At 77.2% G+C, this 23,406-nt stretch carries 22 protein-coding genes; 16 read left to right on the top strand and 6 right to left on the bottom strand.

Annotation, left to right across the window (positions count from 1 at the left end; genetic code table 11):
- From WDZ17_RS10585 to WDZ17_RS10570, 4 genes are all read left to right on the top strand, one after another.
- A partial coding sequence (locus WDZ17_RS10585) for a ComEA family DNA-binding protein (RefSeq protein WP_339575118.1) occupies nt 1-213 on the top strand: 213 nt, incomplete at its 5' end.
- Entirely contained in the window at nt 210-2,849 is a 2,640-nt protein-coding gene (locus WDZ17_RS10580; protein ID WP_339575117.1) for a ComEC/Rec2 family competence protein, read from the top strand. The genes WDZ17_RS10585 and WDZ17_RS10580, both read left to right, overlap by 4 nt.
- Nucleotides 2,850-2,899: 50 nt before the next feature.
- The gene (holA, locus tag WDZ17_RS10575; RefSeq protein WP_339575116.1) at nt 2,900-3,922 is read left to right on the top strand and encodes a DNA polymerase III subunit delta; all 1,023 of its coding nucleotides are present in this window, start codon (nt 2,900-2,902) and stop codon (nt 3,920-3,922) included.
- A 103-nt stretch (nt 3,923-4,025) separates the two neighbouring features.
- Nucleotides 4,026-4,313: a YciI family protein gene (locus WDZ17_RS10570; RefSeq protein ID WP_339575115.1), complete on the top strand. Its 288-nt coding sequence runs from the start codon at nt 4,026-4,028 to the stop codon at nt 4,311-4,313.
- A 131-nt stretch (nt 4,314-4,444) separates the two neighbouring features.
- Here WDZ17_RS10570 and rpsT read toward each other — a convergent pair whose 3' ends face one another.
- A complete protein-coding gene (gene rpsT, locus WDZ17_RS10565; RefSeq protein ID WP_339575114.1) occupies nt 4,445-4,705 on the bottom strand; it encodes a 30S ribosomal protein S20 in 261 nt (86 codons plus the stop codon).
- A gap of 320 nt (nt 4,706-5,025) precedes the next feature.
- Here rpsT and lepA point away from each other — a divergent pair, with 320 nt between their 5' ends.
- Nucleotides 5,026-6,903: a translation elongation factor 4 gene (gene lepA / locus WDZ17_RS10560; protein WP_422631943.1), complete on the top strand. Its 1,878-nt coding sequence runs from the start codon at nt 5,026-5,028 to the stop codon at nt 6,901-6,903.
- 32 nt (nt 6,904-6,935) lie between these two features.
- Here the strand turns inward: lepA and WDZ17_RS10555 are convergent, their stop codons facing one another.
- Nucleotides 6,936-7,115 carry a hypothetical protein gene (locus tag WDZ17_RS10555; RefSeq protein WP_339575113.1) on the bottom strand — a complete coding sequence of 60 codons (180 nt, stop codon included), beginning with the start codon at nt 7,113-7,115 and terminating at the stop codon, nt 6,936-6,938.
- Between the two features lie 101 nt (nt 7,116-7,216).
- On the opposite strand from WDZ17_RS10555, the gene WDZ17_RS10550 reads away from it, so the two are divergent.
- Nucleotides 7,217-7,909 carry an MOSC domain-containing protein gene (locus WDZ17_RS10550; RefSeq protein WP_339575112.1) on the top strand — a complete coding sequence of 231 codons (693 nt, stop codon included), beginning with the start codon at nt 7,217-7,219 and terminating at the stop codon, nt 7,907-7,909.
- On the opposite strand, the gene WDZ17_RS10545 is transcribed toward WDZ17_RS10550, so the two are convergent.
- Nucleotides 7,896-8,477, bottom strand: a complete 582-nt coding sequence (locus WDZ17_RS10545; protein WP_339575111.1) for a GNAT family N-acetyltransferase — start codon at nt 8,475-8,477, stop codon at nt 7,896-7,898. The two genes, WDZ17_RS10550 and WDZ17_RS10545, sit on opposite strands and share 14 nt — an antisense overlap.
- Nucleotides 8,478-8,535: 58 nt before the next feature.
- Between WDZ17_RS10545 and hemW the strand changes: the two genes are divergently transcribed.
- Complete coding sequence (gene hemW / locus WDZ17_RS10540; protein ID WP_339575110.1) at nt 8,536-9,789, top strand: radical SAM family heme chaperone HemW; 1,254 nt, start codon at nt 8,536-8,538, stop codon at nt 9,787-9,789.
- Nucleotides 9,790-9,857: 68 nt separating this feature from the next.
- Here hemW and WDZ17_RS10535 read toward each other — a convergent pair whose 3' ends face one another.
- Both WDZ17_RS10535 and WDZ17_RS10530 read right to left on the bottom strand, forming a co-directional pair.
- Nucleotides 9,858-10,475, bottom strand: a complete 618-nt coding sequence (locus tag WDZ17_RS10535; protein WP_339575109.1) for a DUF4870 domain-containing protein — start codon at nt 10,473-10,475, stop codon at nt 9,858-9,860.
- Nucleotides 10,476-10,604: 129 nt separating this feature from the next.
- A complete protein-coding gene (locus tag WDZ17_RS10530; protein WP_339575108.1) occupies nt 10,605-11,504 on the bottom strand; it encodes a DUF3097 domain-containing protein in 900 nt (299 codons plus the stop codon).
- A 143-nt stretch (nt 11,505-11,647) separates the two neighbouring features.
- Here WDZ17_RS10530 and WDZ17_RS10525 point away from each other — a divergent pair, with 143 nt between their 5' ends.
- From WDZ17_RS10525 to dnaJ, 3 genes are all read left to right on the top strand, one after another.
- Nucleotides 11,648-12,673: a TIGR03557 family F420-dependent LLM class oxidoreductase gene (locus WDZ17_RS10525; RefSeq protein ID WP_339575107.1), complete on the top strand. Its 1,026-nt coding sequence runs from the start codon at nt 11,648-11,650 to the stop codon at nt 12,671-12,673.
- Between the two features lie 141 nt (nt 12,674-12,814).
- Nucleotides 12,815-13,846 (top strand): heat-inducible transcriptional repressor HrcA, encoded by a 1,032-nt coding sequence (hrcA, locus tag WDZ17_RS10520; RefSeq protein WP_339575106.1) that lies wholly within the window; start codon nt 12,815-12,817, stop codon nt 13,844-13,846.
- A gap of 178 nt (nt 13,847-14,024) precedes the next feature.
- Nucleotides 14,025-15,137, top strand: coding sequence for a molecular chaperone DnaJ (dnaJ, locus tag WDZ17_RS10515; RefSeq protein ID WP_339575105.1), 1,113 nt, complete (start codon nt 14,025-14,027; stop codon nt 15,135-15,137).
- A 38-nt stretch (nt 15,138-15,175) separates the two neighbouring features.
- Here dnaJ and WDZ17_RS10510 read toward each other — a convergent pair whose 3' ends face one another.
- Nucleotides 15,176-16,159 carry a Gmad2 immunoglobulin-like domain-containing protein gene (locus tag WDZ17_RS10510; protein WP_339575104.1) on the bottom strand — a complete coding sequence of 328 codons (984 nt, stop codon included), beginning with the start codon at nt 16,157-16,159 and terminating at the stop codon, nt 15,176-15,178.
- 63 nt (nt 16,160-16,222) lie between these two features.
- Here WDZ17_RS10510 and WDZ17_RS10505 point away from each other — a divergent pair, with 63 nt between their 5' ends.
- The 6 genes from WDZ17_RS10505 to WDZ17_RS10480 all read left to right on the top strand — a co-directional run bounded on the left by WDZ17_RS10505 (nt 16,223) and on the right by WDZ17_RS10480 (nt 23,406).
- A complete protein-coding gene (locus WDZ17_RS10505; protein ID WP_339575103.1) occupies nt 16,223-16,645 on the top strand; it encodes an HIT domain-containing protein in 423 nt (140 codons plus the stop codon).
- 124 nt (nt 16,646-16,769) lie between these two features.
- The gene (locus tag WDZ17_RS10500; RefSeq protein ID WP_422631942.1) at nt 16,770-17,966 is read left to right on the top strand and encodes a PhoH family protein; all 1,197 of its coding nucleotides are present in this window, start codon (nt 16,770-16,772) and stop codon (nt 17,964-17,966) included.
- Nucleotides 17,963-18,418, top strand: coding sequence for an rRNA maturation RNase YbeY (ybeY, locus tag WDZ17_RS10495; RefSeq protein WP_339575101.1), 456 nt, complete (start codon nt 17,963-17,965; stop codon nt 18,416-18,418). The genes WDZ17_RS10500 and ybeY overlap by 4 nt, the downstream gene beginning before the upstream one ends.
- Before the next feature lie 95 nt (nt 18,419-18,513).
- Nucleotides 18,514-19,449 (top strand): GTPase Era, encoded by a 936-nt coding sequence (gene era, locus WDZ17_RS10490; protein ID WP_422631946.1) that lies wholly within the window; start codon nt 18,514-18,516, stop codon nt 19,447-19,449.
- 203 nt (nt 19,450-19,652) lie between these two features.
- A complete protein-coding gene (locus WDZ17_RS10485; protein WP_339575099.1) occupies nt 19,653-21,491 on the top strand; it encodes a 2-isopropylmalate synthase in 1,839 nt (612 codons plus the stop codon).
- Nucleotides 21,492-21,744: 253 nt separating this feature from the next.
- Complete coding sequence (locus WDZ17_RS10480) at nt 21,745-23,406, top strand: diguanylate cyclase (protein ID WP_339575098.1); 1,662 nt, start codon at nt 21,745-21,747, stop codon at nt 23,404-23,406.

Raw genomic sequence — 23,406 nt, 5'->3', positions numbered from 1 at the left:
GTGGTGGCGGTCCCCCCAGGACCGGTCGACCTCAACACGGCCACGGAGGCCGACCTCGACGCGCTGCCCGGCATCGGTCCGGTCCTCGCCCGACGCATCCTCGACGTCCGTGCGCAGCTCGGCGCCTTCAGCAGCGTGGAGGAGCTCGGCGAGGTGAGCGGGATCGGCGAGTCGCGCCTGTCGGAGCTGCGCGAGCTGGTCGTCGTCACGTGAGCCCGGGGTCCGTCGGTCCGGCGCCCGGGGGGCGGGACGTCGCCGACCTGCGCCTCGTCCCGGCGGCGCTGGCCGCCTGGGGCACGGCCGCGGCGGCGGTGGTCCTGCCCGTCCCCCTCGGCCTCGGCGCCGCCGGGGCGCTCGCGGGGCTCTCCCTGCTCGTGGCGTGCTCCGGCGCCCGGCGGCGGGGCTCGTCGGTCCGGGCCGCGGTCGCCCTCGTCCTCCTCGTCGCCGCCGTGGTCGCGGCGACGACGTCGCTGCGCGTCGCCGAGCGTTCCGGCGGGCTGCTCGCCGACCTCGCGCGGCGGTCGGCCGTCGTGGAGGTCCGGGGACGCGTCGCGAGCGAGCCCGCGGCCGTGCGCGCCCGGGCAGGGGAGGACGACGGCGCGGCCTCGGCCGGCGGGGCGCCCTCGCCGAGAGCGGTGGACGGGCCTGCCCGGTGGGTGGTGCGGGTCGCCCCGGACCAGGTCGTGGGGCGTGGTGTCGTGGGGAGGGCCCGTGGCCCCGTGCTCGTCGTGGGCGGCGGGGACGTCGGGGCGCTCGGGCGCGACCAGCGCGTGCGGCTGGTCGGGCGCCTCCAGCCCGCGCGAGCGGGGGACGACGTCGTCGCCGTCCTGCGGCTCCAGGGCGGTGTCCGGTCGGTCGACCCGGCCGAGGGCTGGCGCGGCAGGGCCGCCTCGCTGCGGCAGGGGCTGCACGCCGCCCTCGGCGGGCGCGGCGAGGACGCCCGCGGCCTCCTGCCCGGTCTCGTCGTCGGGGACACCTCGGCGATGCCGCCCGAGCTGCACGAGGCCATGCGGACCACCGGGCTGGCGCACCTCACGGCCGTCAGCGGCGGCAACACCGCCGTCCTCGTCGCCGCCGTCGCCGCGGGGGCGGCACTCCTGGGCGCCCGCCGCCGGGTGCGGGCGGCCGTGGCGCTGACGGCGCTCGTCGCCTTCGTCGGGGTCGCCGGCGCCGAGCCGAGCGTCCTGCGTGCCGGCCTCATGGCCGCCGCGGCCCTCGTCGGCGTCGTCGCGGCCCGACCTCGTCGGGGTGTCCCGCCGCTCGCCGCCGTCGTCGTCGTGCTGGTGGTCGCGGACCCGTGGGCGTCGAGGTCCGCGGGGTTCGCCCTGTCGGTCCTCGGCACGGGGGCGCTGCTCCTGCTGTCGGGTCCGTGGTCCGCCGCGCTGGCGCGCGTCCTGCCCCCGCGCGCAGCCCTCGCGGTCGCCGTCCCCGCCGCCGCGCAGGTCGTCTGCGCGCCCGTCCTGCTGCTGCTGTCCCCGGGCGTCTCGGTCGCCGCCGTCCCCGCGAACCTGCTCGCCGCCCCCGCGGTGGCCCCGGCGACCGTGCTCGGCGTCGCGGCCCTCGTCACGGCCCCCGTGTCGGTGACCGCCGCGGCGGTGCTGGCGGTGCCGGCGGCCTGGGCCGTCGACTGGGTGGCCCTCGTGGCCCGGACCGGGTCAGGGGTACCCGGGGCCTCGCTCCCGTGGCCCGAGGGCTGGGGAGGCGCGGCCCTGCTCTGCGGCCTCACCGTCGCCGCCCTGGTGCTCGTGCCCGCGGTCGCGTCGCTCCTGCGAGGCCGTGCCGCCGCCCGCCGCCGGGAGCGCCGGCGGCCGCCGCAGCGGGACCCGCGGCGTCGCCGGCCACTGCCCGCTGCCCGACGGCGCCGTCACCGCGCCGTCGCCCTCGCGGCCGCCGCCGTGCTGGTGCTCGCCGGCGGCGCCCTCGTGCTCGGCCGACCGGGCGGGCGCGGTGGCGCGTGGCCGCCGCCGGACTGGGTCGCCGTCCAGTGCGACGTGGGGCAGGGAGCGGCCCTGGTGGTCCGCAGCGGACCGGGCGCCGCGGTGGTCGTCGACGCCGGGCCGGACCCCGGAGCCGTGGACGGCTGCCTCGACCGCCTGGACGTCGAGGAGGTGGACCTCCTGGTGCTCACGCACTTCCACGCCGACCACGTGGACGGGCTCGCCGGCGTCCTCGACGGCCGCGAGGTGGCGCGGGCCGTCGTCAGCCCGCTCGCGGTCCCCGCACCCGCCGCCGAGCGGGTCGCGGCGCTGCTCCGCGACGCCGGGGTGCCGGTCGGGACCGGCGAGGCCGGGCTGTCCGGCACCGCCGGTGACGCGACGTGGCGCGTGCTCGCCCCCGCGGACGGCCGCTACACCGGCCGCCCGGCCGCGGGCGGGGCGTCGACGGGTGGGGCGTCGACGGGTGGGGCGCCGACGGGCGGGGCGTCGACGGGCGGGGCGTCGACGGGCGGGGGCGAGGACGACGGCGCGAACGACGCGAGCGTCGTCGTCCACCTGGAGACGGCGGGGGTCCGGCTGGCCGTGCTCGGCGACCTGGGCGCCGAGGCCCAGGGAGAGCTGCGCCGTGCCACGGCCGCCGACCCCGGCGCCTGGCCGGTCGACGTGCTCGGGGTCGCGCACCACGGCTCCGCCGACCAGGACCCGGGGCTGGCCGCGCTGGCGGCCCCCCGCGTCGGCCTGGTCGGGGTCGGGGAGAACACCTACGGCCACCCGTCGCCGAGCGCGGTCGACCTCTACGCGGGCGGCGGCGCCCTCGTCGCCTGCACGACGGCCACCGGTGACGTCGCCGTGGCGGGCGCGCCGGACGCCCTGGTGCTGGTCCCCCGGCGTCGCACGGGCCCGACGTGCTGACGCGCCGCTCGTCGAGGGCGCCGTCACCGCCCCGTGGCACGCTGCGCCCCGTGGCCACGACGGGGCGGAGCAGAGGGGGCCGGGCGAGGCCGGCGGCGTCGGGGCGGACCTGGCGCGAGGCCGTGCCGGCGCCCGTGGTCCTCGTCACGGGGACGGAGCGCCTGCTCGGCGAGAGGGCGGTGACGCGCGTCACCGCCCTGGCCCGCGAGAAGGACCCCGACCTCGAGGTGACGACGTTGGACGCGGCCGACCACCGGCGCGGTGCGCTCGAGGCGGTGGCCAGCCCCTCGCTCTTCGGCGAGGCGCGCCTGGCGGTCGTCACCGGCGTCGAGGCTCCGGGCGAGGGCTTCGAGGACGAGGTGCTGCGCTACCTCGCGCACCCGGCCGACGACGTCGTCCTCGTCCTGCGGCACGCCGGCGGGCAGCGCGCCAAGAAGGTCCTCGAGGCCGCCCGGGCCGCCCCGGGCGCCGTCGTCGTGGACTGCCCCCCGGTCAAGCGCGACGACGAGAAGCTCGCCTTCGTCGGCGCCGAGATGGAGGCCGTGCGGCGGCGGATCTCGGCGCAGGGGGCACGGGCCCTGGTCGACGCCGTCGGCTCGGACCTGCGCGAGCTCGCCGCCTCCTGCGCGCAGCTGGTCGCGGACACCAGCGGCACCGTCGACGTCGACGACGTGCAGCGCTACTACGGCGGCCGGGTCGAGGCCACGGGCTTCCGCGTCGCCGACGCCGTCGTCGCGGGCCACCGCGCCGAGGCGCTCGCCCTGGTGCGCCAGGCCGTCGGCACGGGGCTCGACCCGGTCCCGATCGTCGCCGTGCTCGCGCTGCGCCTGCGCCAGATGGCCCTCGTCGCGGGCACCCGGGGGCGCGGCGACGAGGTCGCCCGCGTCCTCGGCATGCAGCCGTGGATGGTCGACCGCACGCGCCGGGAGCTGCGCGGCTGGACCCCCGCGGCGCTGGGGGCCGGCGTCGTCGCGCTCGCCGAGGCCGACGAGGCCGTCAAGGGCGGCGGCCGCGACCCCGTCTTCGCCCTCGAGCGGGTGGTCCTCCGGCTCTGCGACTCCCACGAGCGATGAGCTCGCGACCGGCCGGCGCCGCCACGGACGACCACAGCCGACCACGCGGGAGCCGGGGCGCAGCGCCCGGGACCGCACGCCCAGGAGACCCCGAGGAGCAGCCGTGACCCACGTCGTCGCCGAGATCCGCTACCGCGCACCGGCCGAGGAGGTGGCCGCCGTGCGCCCGGAGCACCGCCGCCACCTGCAGGACCAGCACGCCCGAGGGCTGCTGGTCCTGTCCGGGCCCTGGGCCGACGGCACCGGCGCCTGCCTCGTCTACCGCGTCGAGGAGGAGGGCACGCCGGCGCAGGAGCGGGTGCGGGCCCTCCTCGAGACCGACCCCTTCCGTCGCGAGGGGCTCGTGGACGTCGTCTCCGTCCGTGCGTGGACGGTCGTCGTGGGCGCCTGAGCAGCTCGTCGCGGACGCCTCCCGTCGGCGGGGCCGCACCCCGCCCGCCCACCCCGGACGCGACGGACGGGCGCTCCCCGGAGGGAGCGCCCGTCCGTGGGCCCGGGTGTGCCGGGCGCCGTGGCGCGGCGTCAGACGGAGGCGACGCGCTTGGCCAGAGCCTGCTTGCGGTTGGCGGCCTGGTTCTTGTGGATGACGCCCTTGCTGACCGCCTTGTCCAGGCGGCGCGAGGCCTTGGCGAGGGCGGCCTGGGCGGCGTCGCGGTCGCCGGAGTCGGCGGCCTCGCGGACCGACCGCACGGCCGACTTGAGCTCGGACTTCACGGCACGGTTGCGCTGGCGCGCCTTCTCGTTGGTCGCGATGCGCTTGATCTGGCTCTTGATGTTGGCCACGGGTAGGTGCTCCAGGTCAGGTCGGGGCGGGCTCAGAGGTCTGCGAGGCGGCCGCGACCTGGGCGTCTCGCCCGGCGGTGGCCACGTGCCTCCGCGCCCGGTCGTCCTCCGCGGAGGGGGACGCGCCCCGGGCGCACTCGCAGGAGGCTACCAGCGCGGCGCCGTCGTCCTCGCCCCCGTGCGACGATGGAGGGCGCCCGCGGGCCCGCCGCTTCCGTGGTCCGACGCGGGCGCCGGGGCCCTCTGCCACCCGAGGCGCGACCACCGAGCCGCCGGCAGACCGACCGACCGCAGACCCACGACGGAGGTGGCCCGAGCCCGTGAGCTCCCCGGCCCGCAGCGACACCACCCGCGACCACGGTGGCATCGAGCCCGCCTCGACCGCGCCCGCCCTGCTGCGGAACTTCTCGATCATCGCGCACATCGACCACGGCAAGTCGACCCTGGCCGACCGGATGCTGCAGATCACCGGCGTCGTCGACGAGCGCGCCATGCGCGCGCAGTACCTCGACCGGATGGACATCGAGCGCGAGCGCGGCATCACCATCAAGAGCCAGGCCGTGCGGATGCCGTGGACGGTCGACGGCAGGGCGCACGCGCTCAACATGATCGACACGCCGGGGCACGTCGACTTCACCTACGAGGTCTCGCGCTCGCTGGCGGCCTGCGAGGGCGCCGTCCTCCTCGTCGACGCCTCCCAGGGGATCGAGGCGCAGACCCTCGCCAACCTCTACCTGGCGATGGAGGGCGACCTCGAGATCATCCCGGTGCTCAACAAGATCGACCTGCCGGCGGCGCAGCCCGAGAAGTACGCCGAGGAGATCGCCGGGCTCGTCGGCTGCGACGCCGGCGACGTCCTGCGCGTCTCCGGCAAGACCGGCGAGGGCGTCCGCGAGCTGCTCGACCGCATCGTGGCGCGCGTCCCGGCCCCGGTCGGCGATCCCGACGCGCCGGCCCGCGCCATGATCTTCGACTCGGTCTACGACACCTACCGCGGCGTCGTCACGTACGTCCGCGTCGTCGACGGGCACCTCGACCCGCGGCAGAAGATCGCCATGATGTCGACGCGCGCGACGCACGAGCTCCTCGAGATCGGCGTCAGCTCGCCCGAGCCCACGCCCTCGAGGGGGCTCGGCGTCGGCGAGGTCGGCTACCTCATCACCGGCGTGAAGGACGTCCGGCAGTCGCGGGTCGGCGACACGGTCACCGACTCCGCGAAGCCGGCGGCGCACGACCTCGGCGGCTACCGCGACCCCCGGCCCATGGTCTTCTCGGGGCTCTTCCCGCTCGACGGGTCGGACTACCCCGTCCTGCGGGACGCGCTCGACAAGCTCAAGCTCAACGACGCGGCGCTGGTGTACGAACCCGAGACGTCGGTGGCGCTCGGTTTCGGCTACCGCTGCGGCTTCCTCGGCCTCCTGCACCTGGAGATCGTCCGGGAGCGCCTGGAGCGCGAGTTCGACCTCGACCTCATCGCGACCGCGCCGAGCGTCGTCTACGACGTGCACATGGACGACGGCGACGTCGTGACGGTGACCAACCCGAGCGAGTTCCCCGAGGGCAAGGTCACGGAGGTCCGCGAGCCGGTCGTGAAGGCCACGGTGCTGGCGCCCAGCGACTTCATCGGCGCGGTGATGGAGCTGTGCCAGGGCCGCCGCGGAGAGCTCCAGGGGATGGACTACCTCTCGCCCGAGCGCGTCGAGCTGCGCTACGTCCTCCCGCTCGCCGAGATCGTCTTCGACTTCTTCGACCAGCTGAAGTCGCGCACCAAGGGGTACGCCTCGCTCGACTACGAGCCCTCGGGCGACCAGGCGGCCGACCTCGTCAAGGTCGACGTCCTGCTGCAGGGCGACAAGGTGGACGCCTTCAGCGCCATCGTCCACAAGGACAAGGCCTACGCCTACGGGACGCTCATGGCGGGCCGGCTGCAGAAGCTCATCCCGCGCCAGCAGTTCGAGGTGCCCGTCCAGGCGGCCATCGGCGCGCGGGTCATCGCCCGCGAGACGGTCCGCGCCATCCGCAAGGACGTCCTCTCCAAGTGCTACGGCGGCGACATCACGCGCAAGCGCAAGCTGCTGGAGAAGCAGAAGGAGGGCAAGAAGCGGATGAAGATGGTGGGCCGCGTCGAGGTCCCCCAGGAGGCCTTCATCGCCGCGCTGAGCTCGGACGCCGACGTCAAGGACGCCGCGAAGAAGTAGTCCGGGCGGCGCCGGCAGGGCGGTCGCCCCCCTCAGCCGCGCCGGCGGGGACGGCGGTGGTCCACGGTCGCCCAGGAGCGGGCCGCGGCGACGTCCTGCAGCCGGGCGAGCTCGTCGACGTCGCGGTCAACGACCGCTGCGCCCGACGGTGCCCGGGGGGCGGGGACGACGGGTCGGGCGCGGCGCGTCGTCGCGGGAGCGAGGGAGGTCACGCCCTGGTGTCGGCACCGGCGGGCCCGCCCTTGAGCGCCCCGACCCGGACGCCGCGCCGCGAGGGCGCCCGGTGCCCCCACGGCGCTGCTTCACTGCAGCCATGACGGCTGCACCGCCCGGTCCTGCGCCCGCCGGCCCGCCCGCCGGCCCGCCGGGCAGGGTCCTCGCCGTCTGCCGCGTGCACCAGCTGCGGCCCGACGGGGACCGCGGTGACGTCACCGGCATCGACAAGCGACCCGTGGACGCCCTCGTCCCCGTGGGCCCGCTCGGGCTCCTCGGCGACGTCCAGGCGGACCGCGCCGACCACGGCGGTCGCGACAAGGCGGTCTACGCGTACGCGCAGGAGGAGGCCGACCACTGGGCCGACGTGCTGCAGCGCGACGTCGTCCCGGGCCTGTTCGGGGAGAACCTCCGCACGTCCGGCGTCGACGTGGACGGCGCGGAGGTGGGGGAGCGGTGGCGGGTCGGCCGCGACCTCGTCCTCGAGGTCACCATGCCGCGCACCCCGTGCCAGACCTTCGCCCGTCACCTCGGCGAGCAGCGGTGGGTGCGCCGCTTCGCCGAGCGCGGGCGCCCCGGCGTCTACCTGCGCGTCGTCGCCCCGGGCGCCGTGGGCCCGGGCGACCGCCTCCAGGTGCTGTCGCGACCGGGCCACGGCGTCGCGTCCTCGGCCTTCTTCGCCGACCCGACCCCCGAGCGGGCGCGGGCGCTGCGGGCCGCCCACGACGCGGGGGACGTCGTCCTCGCCGCCGACCTCCTCCCGTCGGTCGAGCGGGCGCTCAGCCGCGGCTGACGCTCCCGCCGACGCCGGGGCGGACGGGCGGCTGCGGGACGGCGACGACGAGCACCGCGAGGGTGCCCTGGTCGCCGCCGACCTGCCGCACCCCCGTGTCGGTCCACCCGGCCGCCGCGTAGGCGCGCCGTGCGGCCGTGCTCGCCTCGGCGACCGTGAGGACGGCCAGGGCCGGGCCACCCGCCGACGCCGGCCCCCACAGCCGGGCGGCCAGGGCGGGGACCGCCGCGGCGGCGCGCCGTCCCCAGCCGCGCCCCTGGTGCTCGGCCGCCAGGTAGAAGCCCCGCAGGAGCACCGCCCGGTCGGGCTCGTCGAGCACGGCGGCGAGCAGCTCGCCGCGGTCGAGGACGCCGAACCCCACCGGGCGACCGTCGGCGAGGACGGCGAAGGGCGCCCGGCGCGGGTCCGCGTCGGCGGCCGGCAGCGTCTGCCGGGCGCTCGCCGAGTCCGCGAGCTGGGAGGGCGCGGGCTCCAGCCGCAGCAGCTCAGCGCGCAGCCGGTCGTCCTCGGGCTCGAGCGCGTGCAGCTCGAGGACGACGTCGTCGCGGCGTGCCGCCGGGATGGCCATCTCCCCATCCTCGCGCGGGCGTCGCGGACCACCGCCGTCGCCGGGGGACCATGACGGGGTGAGCCCCGCCCTGCCCGCCGGTGACCCGGTCCCCGAGGACGGCTCCCTGCCCGCGACCGCGGCCGAGGGCGCCGCGGACCGCGCGCTCGCGATGTACCTCCACGTCCCCTTCTGCCGGGTCCGCTGCGGCTACTGCGACTTCACGACGTACACGGCCGAGGAGCTCGGCGGCGCGGGCAGCGGCTCGTCGCGCGCGGGCTACGCCGCCGTCGCCGCGCGCGAGGTGGAGATGTCGGGCCGGGTCCTGGCCGACGCCGGGCTGCCCGCCCGTCCGGTCTCGACCGTGTTCGTCGGCGGCGGCACCCCGACGCTCCTGCCGAGCGGCGACCTCGTCGGCCTGCTCGGCGCGGTCGACCGGGTGCACGGCCTCGCCCCGGACGCCGAGGTGACGACCGAGGCGAACCCCGACTCGGTCACCCCCGCGTCGCTCGCCGAGCTGGCCGCCGGGGGCTTCACCCGGGTCTCCTTCGGGATGCAGTCCTCGGTGCCGCACGTGCTGGCGACGCTCGACCGCACGCACGACCCGGCGCGGGTGCCCGACGTCGTGCGCTGGGCCCGTGAGGCGGGGCTGCAGGTGAGCCTGGACCTGATCTACGGCGCCCCCGGGGAGTCACGCGCCGACTGGCGGGCGAGCCTGGAGGCGGCGCTGGCGTGCGCGCCCGACCACGTCTCGGCGTACGCGCTCGTCGTCGAGCCCGGCACGAGGATGGCGGGGCAGGTACGCCGCGGGGAGCTGGCGCTGCCCGAGCAGGACGACCTCGCGGCCAAGTACGAGGACGCCGACGCCCTGCTCACCGCGGCCGGCATGTCCTGGTACGAGGTGAGCAACTGGGCCGCGCGGCCGGACGCGCGCTGCCGCCACAACGTGTCCTACTGGCGGGGCGACGACTGGTGGGGGGTCGGGCCGGGCGCCCACAGCCACGTCGGCGGCGTCCGGTGGTGGAACGTCAAGCACCCCGGCGCCTACAGCGCCCGGCTCGTGTCCGGACGCTCCCCGGCCCACGCCCGCGAGGTGCTCGACGACGAGGCGAGGCTCGTCGAGCGGGTGCTGCTCGGTGTCCGGCTCGCCGAGGGGCTGCCCGTCGACGAGCTGCCGCCCGCGGGACGGGCGCTCCTCCCGGGCACGGTCGCCGACGGCCTCGTGCGGGAGCCCGCGGAGGTCCCGGGGACCGACGGCGCCGCGCGGGTGGTCCTCACCGACCGCGGCCGGCTGCTCGCCGACGGGGTGGTGCGTCGCCTGCTCGGCTGGTGACCAGGGCTCGGCCGACCACGCCAGGGCCGACGACCGGGGCGTCCGGGGGCGAGGGGGCTCGCGCCCCGTCAGCGCACGAGCCGCAGGGTCAGCGGGTAGCGGTACCGCTCGCCGCGGTTGCTGCGCACGGCGGCGACGACGGCCACGACGAGGACGTAGACCGGCAGCACCACGGCGGCGATCGCCGGCAGGAACGCGAGGACGCCGAGCGTGACGAGCGCCAGGACCGAGGTGGCGAGGAAGACGGCCGCGACGGTGATCTGGAAGTTCAGCGCGTCCCGGGTCTGGTCCCGGACGAAGAGCCCGCGGTCGCGCAGCACGAGGAAGGCCACGAGCGGCCCCACGGGGAAGGTGACGATCCCGGAGAGGTGGGTCAGCGTCGCCCACAGCCGCTGGTCGGCGGGGGAGAGGTCGCCGGCCCCCTCCGGACGGGGCGCGCCGTCCTGCGCGCCGTACCCGTGGGGCGGGGCGGGAGGCCCGGGGGGCTGCTCCCCGTACCGGTACGGCTGCTCGGCGCCCCCGTACCCGGGGTCCTGCGGCCCGTACCCGGGGTCCTGGGGGCCGTACCCGGGCGGCCCGTGACCGCCCGGTCCCCGGGGCGGCGGGCCCTGCGCGGGCGGCGGGGCCCAGCCCGGCGGCGGCTGCTCGGCGGACGGCTCGTCGCCGCGGGGCTGCTGCTCGGACACCGGTGGGCTCCTCCCCGGGCGGCCGGTCGGCCACCCGTCCTCGACCCTACCGAGCGGCGTCCGGCCACGGCCCCGCCGTGCACAGGCGGGGCGGCGGGGAGGCGGCGGCCTCCGGGGTGCCGCAGCCGGTCAGGCGCCGGGCGCCGTCACGAAGTCGATGAGCTCCTCGACCCGGCCCGACAGGGAGGGCTCGAGGTCCGCGATGGTCGTCACCGTGCCGAGGATCCGCTTCCAGCCGTGCGCGACGTCGCGCTGGTCGGCGTGCGGCCACCCGAGGGCCGCGAGGACGCCGTGCTTCCACGACTGCCCGCGCGGCACGTCCGGCCAGCGCTCGAGCCCGACGGCCCGCGGCCGGACGGCCGCCCACACGTCGACGTAGGGGTGCCCGACGACGTGGACCAGGCCCCGCCAGCGCCGGTCGGCCAGGACGGCGTCGACGAGGCGGGACTCCTTCGTGCCGGGGACGAGGTGGTCGACGAGCACGCCGACCCGCCGCCCCGGCCCGGGGGCGAAGGCCTCGAGCGCACCGCCGAGGTCGTCCACGCCGTCGAGCGGCTCGACGACGACGCCCTCGACGCGCAGGTCGTCGCCCCAGACCTTCTCGACGAGCTCCGCGTCGTGCCGGCCCTCGACCCAGACGTGGCTGCCCCGGGCCACGCGGGCCCGCTGTCCCTCGACGGCGCGGGAGCCGCTCGCCGTCCGGCCCGGGGCGATCCCGGTGGGCCGCGCGGCGGCGTGCGGGGCGGCCTGCCGCGGCGGCGCCAGCCGCACCGGCCGGCCGTCGAGGTGGAAGCCGGGCCCGAGCGGGAAGGCGCGGGTCCGTCCGCGCCGGTCCTCGAGGTGGACGACGTGCGCGCCGCCGGCCTTCTCCACGCGGACGACGGCGCCGACCCAGCCCGTCTCCACCTCCTCGACGACGAGGCCGCGGTCGGCCGCGACCTCGGTCGAGCGGCCGCGCGGCGGGACACGCCAGTCCCCGGCGAGGACGTCGCTGCCGTACCGGTCGCGCGGCGGGGTCGTGCGGCTCATGCGGCGGACGCTAGCCGCGCGGGCCCCCCGGTCCCGGAGGGCGCGCGGGCACGTCCCGGCGAGCGGGTGCGGGTGGGGGGAGCCGCTCCTAGCGTGGACGCGGACCAGCCGGGGCGACGCCGGCGGACACGACGGAGGCACCCATGCAGATCGGCTACAAGCTCGCCACCGAGGCCTTCGCGCCGAAGGAGGTCGTCCGGCAGGCCGTGGAGGCCGAGCGCGCCGGCTTCGACTTCGTCGAGATGAGCGACCACTTCCACCCCTGGCTCGAGACGCAGGGCCACAGCGGCTTCACGTGGGCGCTGCTGGCGAACATCGCGGCGAGGACGCAGACCCTCGGGCTGGCGACCGGCGTCACCTGCCCCAGCGTCCGGTACCACCCGGCCGTCATCGCCCAGGCGGCCGCGACGATGCAGATCATCTCGGACGGCCGCTTCACCCTCGGCGTCGGCGCGGGGGAGCGCCTCAACGAGCACGTCGTCGGCACGCAGCACTTCCCCGGCATCCGCGTGCGGCACGAGCGGTTCCGGGAGGCCCTCGAGATCATCCGGCTGCTCTGGCAGGGCGGCTACCGCACCTACGAGGGGAAGCACCTCCAGCTGGAGGACGCCCGCGTCTTCGACCTGCCCGAGGAGCTGCCCGCCATCGCCGTCGCGGCCAGCGGCCCCGCCTCGGCCCGCATCGCCGCCGAGCTGGGCGACGGGCTCTTCGCCACCGAGCCGAAGGGCGACATGGTGGCGACCTGGAAGCGTCTCGGCGGCAGCGGACCGGCCTTCGCCGAGATCCCCCTCGCGTGGGCGCCGGACGCCGAGAGCGCGGCGCAGGCGGTGTGGGAGAAGACCCGATGGGCGCTGACGGGCTGGAAGGTCATGTCCGAGCTGCCCAACCCGGTGAACTTCGACGCCGCGACGCAGAGCGTGACGACGGAGCAGATCCAGGCGCAGTTCGCCTGCGGCCCGGACGTCGCCCGGCACCTCGAGGTGGCCCAGCCGTTCGTCGACGCGGGCTTCGACCACGTCGTCACCATGAACGCCGGTCCCGACCCCGACGGCTTCTTCGACTTCTTCCGCCGCGAGCTCGCCGAGCCGCTGCGCGCGCTGACGCCCTCCGACGACGCGCAGGGACCGGGGCTCGCCGACCGCGTCCTCGGCGCCGTCCGCGGGGGCTGACCCGCGGGCGACCGGGCCGCGCGACGTCCCCCGGGGGCTCGCGCGGTCCGGGCCGGGCCCCGCACCGGGCGTAGGCTTGGCACTCAGGACGGATGAGTGCCAGGTCGACCGACCCGGCGGCGGGCGAGCGGAGGTGCACGGGTGAGCGACGAGCGGCGGCTGGCGGTCCTGCGGGCCATCGTCGAGGACTACGTCGCCACCCGGGAGCCCGTCGGCTCGAAGGTCCTCGTCGAGCGTCACAGCCTCGGCGTCTCGCCCGCGACCATCCGCAACGACATGGCCGTCCTCGAGGAGGAGGGCTACATCGCGCAGCCGCACACGAGCGCGGGCCGCGTGCCCACCGACAAGGGCTACCGGGCCTTCGTCGACCGCCTGGCCACGGTGAAGCCGCTGTCGCCGGCGGAGCGCCGCGCCATCTCCACGCTGCTCGACGACGCCACCGACCTCGACGACGTCCTCACCCGCACCGTGCGGGCCCTCGCCCAGCTGACGCGGCAGGTGGCCGTCGTCCAGTACCCCTCGCTCAGCCGGGCCACCGTCCGGCACGTCGAGCTCGTGCCGCTGGGCGGGCCCCGCCTGCTGCTCGTCCTCATCACCGACTCCGGCCGGGTCGAGCAGCGCACGGTCGAGGTGGCCGGCGAGGTCCCGGAGGAGCTCGTGGGGCAGATGCGCACCCGTCTCGGCGCCGTCGCGTCCGGCCGTCGGCTCGCGGAGGTCGTCGCCCTCCTGCCGTCGCTGCCGGAGTCCTTCGCCCCGGCCGACCGGGACGTCGTGCGCGCCGTGCTGCGGGCGCTGGAGGACTCGCTGTCCGCCGAGCGGGAGGAGCGCGTGGTCCTCGCGGGCACGGCCAACCTGGCGCGCTCGGGGCTGGACTTCCCGCAGTCGATCTCGCCCGTGCTGGAGGCCATCGAGGAGCAGGTGGTGCTGCTGCGCCTGCTCGGGGAGATGGCGGACGACGCCGGCGCGGCGGCCGGCGGCGTCTCGGTCCGCATCGGTCGCGAGCTGGCGCACGACCGGCTGACCGAGACGTCGGTCGTCACCAGCGGCTACGCCTCCGGCGGCCAGGTGGTCGCGCACCTCGGCGTCCTCGGCCCCACGAGGATGGACTACCCCACGACGATGGCGGCGGTGCGCGCGGTGGCGCGCTACGTCTCCCGCATCATCGGGGGCTGACGAGCACCACCCGCACCGCCGCGTGCCGCCCGCGGGCCCGGGCCGCGAGGCGCCGGCACGAGCACCACGACGAGCACGAGCACCACGACGAGCACGAGCACCACGACGACAGCACCACGACGAGCAGGGGCCGGCGCAGCGCCGCCGGCCGACCCCGACAGGAGCGAGCACACCCACGGTGAGCGACCACTACGCGGCCCTCGGCGTCTCCCGCGACGCCTCGCAGGACGACATCAAGAAGGCCTACCGGCGCCTGGCGCGCAAGCTGCACCCGGACGTCAACCCCGGGGCGGCGGACGAGTTCAAGGACGTGTCCGCCGCCTACGACGTCCTGTCCAGCCCCGAGAAGCGGCGCGCCTACGACCGCGGGGAGAGCCTCGGCGGCTTCGGCGGCGGCGCCGCCGGCGGCTTCGGCTTCAGCGACATCTTCGACACCTTCTTCGGAGGGGCGGCCGGGGGCGGCCGGGGGCCGGCGACCCGGGCGCGCCGCGGCCAGGACGCGCTCATCCGCATCGAGGTCCCGCTGCCGGAGGCCGTGTTCGGCGCCGACCGCACGATCGCCGTCGACACGGCCGTCGTGTGCCCGACGTGCTCGGGCTCGTGCTGCCAGCCGGGGACGTCGCCGCGCACGTGCGAGGTGTGCGGCGGGCGCGGCCAGGTGCAGCGCCAGGTCCGCAGCTTCCTCGGCCAGGTGATGACCACGGCGCCCTGCCCGAACTGCCAGGGGTTCGGGACGACGATCCCGTCGCCCTGCCCGGAGTGCGCCGGCGAGGGCCGGATCCAGGAGCGCCGCGACCTCACGGTCCGCGTGCCGCCCGGCGTCAGCACGGGCACCCGGATCCAGCTCGCCGGTCAGAGCGAGGTCGGCCCGGCCGGCGGTCCTCCCGGCGACCTGTTCGTCGAGGTCGTGGAGGAGCCGCACGAGACGTTCACCCGTCGCGGCGACGACCTGCACTGCACGGTCGTCGTGCCCATGACCGCCGCGGCCCTCGGCACCGAGCTGTCCGTCGACACGCTCGACGGCGGCCAGCAGGTGGACGTGCGCCCCGGCACGCAGTCCGGCGAGGTGCACACGCTGCGCGGGATGGGCGTCGGGCACCTCCGCGGGGGCGGCCGCGGCGACCTCCTCGTCCACGTGGACGTGCAGACGCCGACGCGCCTCGACGACCGCCAGGAGGAGCTGCTGCGCCAGCTCGCCGAGATCCGCGGCGAGGAGGCGCCCGAGGGGCGCCTCACCAGCGCCGGCGGCGGCGTCTTCGGCCGGCTGCGGGACATGTTCTCGGGCCGCTGACGGCGACGGTCGGCCCGAGCTCCTCGGGACCGCTCAGCTCAGGCGACCCGGAACGTGGTCGTCGTCACCGGGGGGACCACCGGCGCCTCGGCGCCCGCGCCCTCGCCGTCGGAGTCGTCCGGCACGCGGACCTCGAGGGTGTAGCTGCCGGCCGGCAGGTCGAGCATGACCTCCCAGGTGCCGGTGGTCCCGATCTCGGCGGCGAGACCGTCGGGGCCCTCCACCGTGGCCGGTCCCTGCTGGAGGACGGTGGACCCGCTGCGCAGGGTCCAGACGACGGTGGCCTCCGCGGCGCTCGTCGCCCGCCCGGCGAGGACGACGGTGCATCCCCGCGGCAGCGTCGCCCCCGCGGCCGGGCTGTCGATGCTGACCGCCAGGTGCTGCGAGCCCTCGACGACGGCAGCGCGCACGGGGGAGCGCCCGGCACCGGCACCGACTCCGGCACCGACTCCGGCACCGGCTCCGAGCGGCTCGGGGGCCGAGCGGTCCGCCGCCGGTGCGCCCGGTGCGCCGGGTGCCGAGGTCGCCGACCCGGCGCCGGCGGCCGGCACCGGTGCTCCGGACCGGCCGGTCGGCCCGTCGACGGGCGCCGAGGCACCGTCGCCCGCCGTGACGAGGAGCTGCGTCGCCGGGCTCCCCGGCCCCGCCGGGGCCCCGGCGGCCTCGCGCGAGGGCGCCCGCACGGGGGAGCCGTCGCCGGTCGCGCCGAGGACGGCCGGCGCGCCCGTGGAGACGCCCCCGACGTCGTCCCCCGGGAGCGCGTCGCCCACTTCGTCGTCCCCCGGGAGCGCGTCGCCCGTCACCGCGTCGCCCGTCACCGTGCCACCGGGCACGCCCGCGTCCGTCGCGCCGGCCGCCGAGGCCGCGACCGAGGGGACGCGGCCCGGCTCGGCCGCCGTCGCGCCGGCGGCGACGGCCACGGCCAGGACCACGGCGCCCGCAGGGGCGAGCCGCAGCACCGTCGCGGCGCGACGGCGACGGACGTGGCGGACGGGGTCCCGGCGTGCGCGTCGAGCGGTCATGGGTGCTCCATCGGCGCTCCCGGGGCCGGACCTTGCCCGCGCGGCCGTCCTAGGGTGCCGGGCATGACCCACTCGGAGCAGCCGCAGGACCGGTCCCAGGGGCCCGCGCAGCGCGGGGCGGCCCCGTCGGGCGCCCCCGTCGAGGGCTGCGTCTTCTGCGGCGTCGTCGGCGGTGACGTCCCCGCCGAGCTGGTCGCCAGCACGGACGCCGTCGTGGCCTTCCGCGACCTCGCCCCGAAGGCGCCGCTGCACGTCCTCGTCGTCCCGCGGGCGCACCACCCCGACGTCGTCGCGCTCGCCGCGGCCGCCCCCGCGGTCCTCGCCGACCTCGTCGCCACGGGGGCCCGCGTCGCCGCCGACGGAGGAGCCGCGGACGGCGAGCACCGGCTCGTCTTCAACACCGGGGCCTCGGCGGGGCAGAGCGTCTTCCACGCGCACGGGCATGTCCTCGCCTCGCCGGGCGACGCGCTCGGGGGCGACCTCTGAGGTCGGCCGCCGCGCAGCCCGGCAGCGACCGCGGGCGGCCGGACGGTCCCGGCTACGCTGGGAGGACCCTGCGCCCGGTCCGGGGGCGCGCCGTCCGCGAGGAGCCTGGGCCGACGGCCCGACCATGACGCAGCCGACCCCGCCCTCCGCACGTCGTCCCGCCGCCGGCCGCGGCGACGGAGCGCCCCCTCGTCCCCGCGGCGGCGGGGCGCAGACCCGCCACACCGTCGTGGTGCCGCCCGAGGTCCCCATGCCCGCGCTGCTCGGCAGCGGCGACGCCGTCCTCCGCGTCGTCGAGCGCCTGTTCCCGGACCTCGACGTGCACGTGCGCGGCGACCAGATCACCGCCACGGGGCCGGCCGCCGAGGTGGCCCTGCTCGAGCGGCTGGTCGACGAGCTGTCCGCGGTCGTGCTGTCCGGCGAGGTGCTCACGGCCGACGCCGTCGAGCGTTCCGTGGGCATGCTGCGCCGCGCGACGAGCGAGCGCCCCGCCGACGTGCTGACCCTCGACGTCCTGTCCTCGCGCGGGCGCACCATCCGGCCGAAGACGCTGGGGCAGAAGCGGTACGTCGAGGCCATCGAGGCCGAGACCGTCGTCTTCGGCATCGGTCCCGCCGGGACGGGGAAGACGTACCTGGCCATGGCCAAGGCCGTGCAGGCGCTGCAGGCCAAGCAGGTCTCGCGCATCGTCCTCACCCGTCCGGCCGTCGAGGCGGGGGAGCGGCTCGGCTTCCTGCCCGGGACGCTCACGGAGAAGATCGACCCGTACCTGCGCCCGCTCTACGACGCCCTCGGCGACATGCTCGACCCCGAGCAGGTGCCCCGGCTGCTCGCCGCGGGGACCATCGAGGTGGCGCCGCTGGCGTACATGCGGGGCCGCACCATCAACGACGCCTTCATCATCCTCGACGAGGCGCAGAACACCTCCGCCGAGCAGATGAAGATGTTCCTCACCCGGCTCGGCTTCGGCTCGACCATGGTCATCACCGGCGACGTCACGCAGGTCGACCTGCCGGGCGGCACCGAGTCGGGGCTGCGCGTCGTGCAGGAGGTCCTCGACGGCGTCGACGGCATCGCCTTCGCGCACCTGGACGCCGGCGACGTCGTGCGGCACAAGCTCGTCAGCGACATCGTCGAGGCCTACGGCCGCTGGGACGCCGAGCGCGCCCGCACCGCCCCCGAGGGCCAGCAGCGCGACCCGCGCCGGGCGACCCGGCCCGGCCCGGCCGCCCGGGACGCCGGCACCGGGACGTCGGCCGGGACCGGGACGTCGACCGGGACGTCGACCGGGACCGGGACGTCGACCGGGACCGGCGCGTGAGCGTCGAGGTCGCGAACGAGACGACGCACGCGGTCGACGAGCGCGAGCTCTCCGGGCTCGCCCGGCACGTCCTCGACGCCCTGCACGTCCACCCGCAGGCGGAGCTGTCGGTGCTGCTCGTCGACGAGGCCGCGATGTCCGCCCTCCACGAGCAGCACATGGGCGAGGAGGGGCCGACCGACGTCCTGTCCTTCCCGATGGACGAGCTCCGCCCCGGCAGCGAGGACGCGCCGAGCCCGCCCGGGCTGCTGGGCGACGTCGTCCTGTGCCCCGAGGTCGCCGCGCGGCAGGCCCGCGCCGCGGGGCACTCGACCGCCGACGAGCTGCTGCTGCTGACGACGCACGGCGTCCTGCACCTGCTGGGCTACGACCACGCCGAGCCGGAGGAGGAGCGCCGCATGTTCTCCCTCCAGCGCCAGCTCCTCCTCGAGTTCCTCGGCGAGCGCCGGTGAGCCCGCACCCCCGCCCGCCCGGCGACGAGGACGACGACGACCGTCCGCCGCCCGGCGTCCCCGCGTCCGCCGTCGCCACCGGTGCCGGGCTCGGCCTGCCCCGGGTGCCGGAGGGCTACCGCAGCGGCTTCGCCTGCTTCGTCGGGCGGCCCAACGCGGGCAAGTCGACGCTGACGAACGCCCTCGTGGGCCAGAAGGTGGCCATCACCTCCAGCCGGCCGCAGACGACGCGGCACACCGTGCGGGGGATCCTGCACCGGCCCTCGGCCCAGCTCGTCCTCGTGGACACGCCCGGGCTGCACCGTCCGCGCACGCTGCTGGGGCAGCGGCTCAACGACCTCGTCCTGGCGACCCTCGCCGAGGTCGACGTCGTCGGCTTCTGCCTGCCCGCCGACCAGGCCGTCGGCCCGGGGGACCGGTGGATCGCCGAGCAGCTCCTGCCGCTCGCCCAGGGGCGTCGGGGGACGCCGCTCGTGGCGGTGGTGACCAAGACCGACCTGGTCCCGCGGGACCGGCTGGCCAAGCACCTCGTCGAGGTCGCGGACCTCGGGCCGTGGGCGGACGTCGTCCCGGTCTCGGCGACCGCCGGGCAGCAGGTGGACGTCGTGGAGGACGTGCTGCTGGGGCACCTGCCCGAGGGCCCGCCGATGTACCCCGACGGCGAGCTCACCGACGAGCCCGAGGCGGTCATGGTCGCCGAGCTCGTCCGCGAGGCCGCCCTGGAGGGCGTGCGGGACGAGCTGCCCCACAGCCTGGCGGTCGTCGTCGAGGAGATGGGCCCGCGGCCCGCGGCGGACGGCGGCGAGCGGGCCGACGGGATGCTCGACGTGCACGTCCAGCTCTTCGTCGAGCGCGACTCGCAGAAGGGCATCGTCATCGGGAAGGGCGGCTCCCGGCTGCGCGAGGTCGGCACCCACGCCCGCGCCGGCATCGAGGCGCTGCTCGGCGTCCCGGTCTTCCTGGACCTGCGGGTCAAGGTCGCGAAGGACTGGCAGCGGGACCCGCGCAAGCTGGCGCGGCTCGGCTTCTGAGCGGGAGCGGGTACGGGGGCGCCGCCGCGACCGGGGGTATCGTCGCCCTCGTGCGCGTGAGCCTCCTCCTCGGCTGCCGCGGCGAGGGCCTGTAACCACCGGCCCCCTCGCCGCGGAGTCCGCCGGCGCAGGCCGGCCCTGCCGGTGGGACCGCCCGGGGCACCGACCCCGCGCGCCGCCCGCTCCCCACCAGCGAGGACCCCATGAGCCACGTCCGCCCCCCGCAGCAGCCCTCCGCGATGCCGGTGCACCGGTACCGCCCCTTCCACGAGCAGATCCGGGTCGAGCTCCCCGACCGCACCTGGCCCACGAGGCGGCTCGAGACCGCGCCGCGCTGGTGCGCCGTCGACCTCCGTGACGGCAACCAGGCGCTGATCGACCCCATGAGCCCGGCGCGCAAGCTGCGGATGTTCCAGCTGCTCGTGGACATGGGCTACAAGGAGATCGAGGTCGGCTTCCCGTCGGCGAGCCAGACGGACTTCGACTTCGTCCGCCAGCTCGTCGAGGGCGGGCTCATCCCCGACGACGTGACGATCCAGGTCCTCACCCAGGCCCGCGACCACCTCGTCGAGCGGACGTACGAGGCCATCGCCGGCGCCCCGCGCGCGATCGTCCACCTCTACAACTCCACCTCCGTGCTGCAGCGCGAGGTCGTCTTCGGCCTCGACGAGGACGGCGTCCTCGACATCGCCCTCCAGGGCGCCCGGCTGTGCCGCAAGCTCGAGGAGACCGTCCCGGAGACGCAGGTCACCTACGAGTACTCGCCGGAGTCCTTCACGGGCACCGAGCTGGAGTACGCGGCCCGGGTCTGCAACGAGGTGCTCGAGGTCTTCGAGGCCTCCGCCGAGCGCCCGGTCATCATCAACCTCCCCGCGACCGTGGAGATGGCCTCGCCCAACGTCTACGCCGACGCGATCGAGTGGATGGGGCGCCACCTCGTCCCCCGCGAGGGCGTCGTCCTGTCCCTGCACCCGCACAACGACCGCGGCACCGCGGTCGCCGCCGCGGAGCTGGGGCTGCTGGCCGGCGCCGACCGCGTCGAGGGCTGCCTCTTCGGCAACGGCGAGCGCACCGGGAANCACAACGACCGCGGCACCGCGTTCGCCGCCGCGGAGCTGGGGCTGCTGGCCGGCGCCGACCGCGTCGAGGGCTGCCTCTTCGGCAACGGCGAGCGCACCGGGAACGTCTGCCTCGTCACGCTGGGGCTGAACCTCGTCACCCAGGGCGTCGACGCCATGGTCGACTTCTCCGACATCGACGAGGTCCGCCGCACGGTCGAGTACTGCAACCAGCTGCCGGTCCCCGAGCGCCACCCCTACGGCGGCGACCTCGTGTACACCGCCTTCTCCGGCTCCCACCAGGACGCCATCAAGAAGGGCTTCGACGCGATGGACCGGCGGGCCGCCGAGCAGGGCCGCCCGGTGGAGGAGATCACCTGGGCCGTGCCGTACCTGCCCGTCGACCCCAAGGACGTCGGTCGCAGCTACGAGGCCGTGGTGCGCGTCAACAGCCAGTCCGGCAAGGGCGGCGTGGCGTACCTCATGCGCTCCGAGCACCACCTCGACCTGCCGCGCCGGCTGCAGATCGAGCTCTCCGGCGTCGTCCAGCAGCGCACCGACGAGGTGGGCGGCGAGGTCGACGCGGCCGCCCTCTGGCAGATCTTCGCGGACGCGTACCTGCCGGCGACCGACCCGGCGCGGGCCTGGGGGCGTTTCGCGCTCACGGGTCTGCGGCAGAGCAGCGAGGTCGACGGCGCGGCCCGCCTGGAGGTGGACGTCACCGACGGCGGCCGGCCGCGGGTGCTCGAGGGCCTGGGCAACGGGCCGATCGACGCCCTGGTCGAGGCGCTGCGCGGGGAGGGCGTGCGCGTGCGCGTCCTCGACTACGCCGAGCACGCGCTCTCGGAGGGCGGCGACGCGCGCGCGGCCGCCTTCGTCGAGTGCGAGGTCGGGGACCGCGTGCTGTGGGGCGTCGGGATCGACCCGAACACCGTCGTGGCCTCGCTGCGCGCCGTCCTGTCGGCGGTCAACCGGGCGCTCTGACCCCGGTCGGGTCGTCGCCGGGCGCGCACCGCGGGCGGGCTGCCCGCGACCGGGCGTGACCGGACCGGTCCCCGCGGGCGGAGGTCGACGTCCGCGGGGACCGGTCGGCCGGTGCTCGCCACGACGGGTGAGCCCGCCCCCCTGGCGCGGCTCCCGCGCTCACCTAGGGTGGCGCGCGCGCCGATGCTGGACGCGGACGCCGGAGGCGGGCCGCCGCCGGCGGTCGTGGCGCCCGGCGAGGGGAGGGGCGGGCATGGGTGAGCTCGTCGTCGTCGACGTCTTCGGGCCCTTCGACCTCCTCTGCGACCGGGCGCACCAGCACTACGTGGACGGTGACCCCGCCGGCACCGTGCGGGCCTGCGACGAGGCCCTGCCCCTCGTGCGCCTCGCGGGGGACGTCGCCAGCGAGCGGTTCCTCTGCTACAGCCGCGGGGTCGGGCTGCGGGAGCTGGGCCTGTACGCCGAGGTCGTCGCGCAGTCGCAGGAGCTGCTGGTGCTCTCGGCGGGGGACCCGCTGTGGCGGGCCAAGGCGCTGGCCCTGCTGGCGGAGGCGAGCGCCGTCCTCGGCCGCACGTCCGTGGCGCTCGACCACGTCGCCGAGGGCCTCGACCTCGTCGACGCCGGCGGGGGCGGCTACAACCGCATGTCGGCGCAGATGGCGCTGGGGATCACGCTGGAGGCGCTCGGCCTGCACGAGGCCGCCGAGGGGGTCCTCGCCGGTCTCGTCGACCCGAGGGAGCCCTACCGCACCATGGCCGTCGAGGAGGCCTGCGCCGTCCGCGCCGCCTGGGCGGGCATCGCCGGGCTGCTCGGCGACCGCGAGGAGGTCGGCCGCCACCAGCTCGTCGTCGCGGAGCGGGCCCTCGCCATGCGGCGGGCAGCGGTCGAGGCGGGGGACGAGGGCGGGGTCGTGCGCGCCGACGTCTACTGCGCGCTGGCCCTGCAGGAGCTGGGCGACGACGCGGCCGCGTGGGCGCTCGTGGGCGACCCGGCCGTGCTGGACCGCCTCAGCCCGGCCGGCACCGACCGGCTCGTCGCGCTCGTCGTCCGGGGCCGGTGCCTGCTCGCGGCGGGGGACGTCGCCGGCGCCCGCCGCTGCCTCGACCTCGCCGAGCGCACCAGCCGCCGCAGCCGTCGCGACGTCTGGCGCTGGGTGGCGGTCGAGGCGCTCGGGGACGCCGACGTCCTCGAGCACGGGCCCCACCCCGGCATCTGCCGGGCCCGCGAGCACGCCCGGGCCCTGCTGCGCCGGCTGCGCCGCGACAGCGCCGGCAGGACGGCCGAGCTCGCCTCCCGCCGCCACGTGCGCCGCCTGATCGACGAGAGGGAGGGCGTGCACCGCGCCGCCCTCACCGACCCGCTGACCGGCCTCGGCAACCGGCGGGCGCTGCTGGAGATGGTCGAGCGCGGGCCTGACGAGCTCGGCGCCGTCTTCGTCGACGTCGACCGCTTCAAGGACGTCAACGACCGCTTCTCGCACGACGTCGGGGACCGCGTGCTCGTCCGCGTGGCCGAGCTGCTCACGGGTGCCTGCCGCTCCTCCGAGCTCGTCGTGCGCTACGGGGGCGACGAGTTCGTCGTCCTCGTCGCCGACGACCCCGACGCCGCGGAGGCCATCGCCCAGCGGGTCCTCGAGGCGGTGCGGGTCCAGGACTGGGAGCAGCTCGGCTCCGGGCTGCAGGTGACCGTGTCCGTCGGCGTCCAGCGGGGCGCGCCGGTCGCGTCCGCGCTCGCCTCGGCCGACTCCGCCCTCTACGCCGCCAAGCGCGGTGGCCGCGACCGCGTCGTGGTGGGCCCGGACGTGGACGGGGGCACCTCCGACCGCCCGGCGACCGACGGCAGGCTCGGACCGCGCGGCGTCGTCCTGCCGCCGCCGACGGGTGCGACCCCCGCGGACCCGCGCGTCCGGGGCTGA

This window comes from Pseudokineococcus basanitobsidens, from assembly GCF_037482545.1.
Lineage (GTDB): Bacteria > Actinomycetota > Actinomycetes > Actinomycetales > Quadrisphaeraceae > Pseudokineococcus > Pseudokineococcus basanitobsidens.
Note: the sequence above shows the minus strand (reverse complement) of the source record. Positions and strands in the feature narration are given on the sequence as shown.